Below are 456 nucleotides of genomic sequence, written 5' to 3' on the forward strand. Positions count from 1 at the left end.
CAAAAGGAGGATGTGGGATTCGAACCCACGCACGCTTTTACACGCCTGACGGTTTTCAAGACCGTTCCCTTCAGCCGGACTTGGGTAATCCTCCAAAATAGTCCGTACGGGATTCGAACCCGTGTTACCGCCGTGAAAAGGCGGTGTCTTAACCCCTTGACCAACGGACCAAACTTTATGGGCACGAGTGGACTCGAACCACCGACCTCACGCTTATCAGGCGTGCGCTCTAACCACCTGAGCTACGCGCCCAAGTTAAAAAACTTGGTAATTGAACAAAGTTCAAAGCGGGTGACGAGAATCGAACTCGCGACAACAGCTTGGAAGGCTGTAGTTTTACCACTAAACTACACCCGCTTAAATGGGAGTTAACGGGATCGAACCGCTGACCCTCTGCTTGTAAGGCAGATGCTCTCCCAGCTGAGCTAAACTCCCTAGAGCTAAGCGACTTCCATA

Annotated in this window: 5 tRNA genes; all 5 read right to left on the reverse strand. The window is 51.5% G+C overall.

The features are described 5' to 3' along the window. Nucleotides 1–4: 4 nt before the first annotated feature. The 5 genes from N5909_RS00040 to N5909_RS00060 all read right to left on the reverse strand — a co-directional run bounded on the left by N5909_RS00040 (nucleotide 5) and on the right by N5909_RS00060 (nucleotide 435). A tRNA-Ser gene (locus N5909_RS00040) sits at nucleotides 5–94 on the reverse strand. Nucleotides 95–98: 4 nt separating this feature from the next. Further along, nucleotides 99–170, reverse strand: a tRNA-Glu gene (locus tag N5909_RS00045). An 8-nt stretch (nucleotides 171–178) separates the two neighbouring features. Next, a tRNA-Ile gene (locus N5909_RS00050) sits at nucleotides 179–252 on the reverse strand. Nucleotides 253–286: 34 nt separating this feature from the next. After that, a tRNA-Gly gene (locus N5909_RS00055) sits at nucleotides 287–357 on the reverse strand. 5 nt (nucleotides 358–362) lie between these two features. Further along, a tRNA-Val gene (locus N5909_RS00060) sits at nucleotides 363–435 on the reverse strand. Between the last annotated feature and the right edge of the window lie 21 nt (nucleotides 436–456).

This window comes from Streptococcus gwangjuensis, from assembly GCF_028156745.1.
GTDB lineage: Bacteria > Bacillota > Bacilli > Lactobacillales > Streptococcaceae > Streptococcus > Streptococcus gwangjuense_A.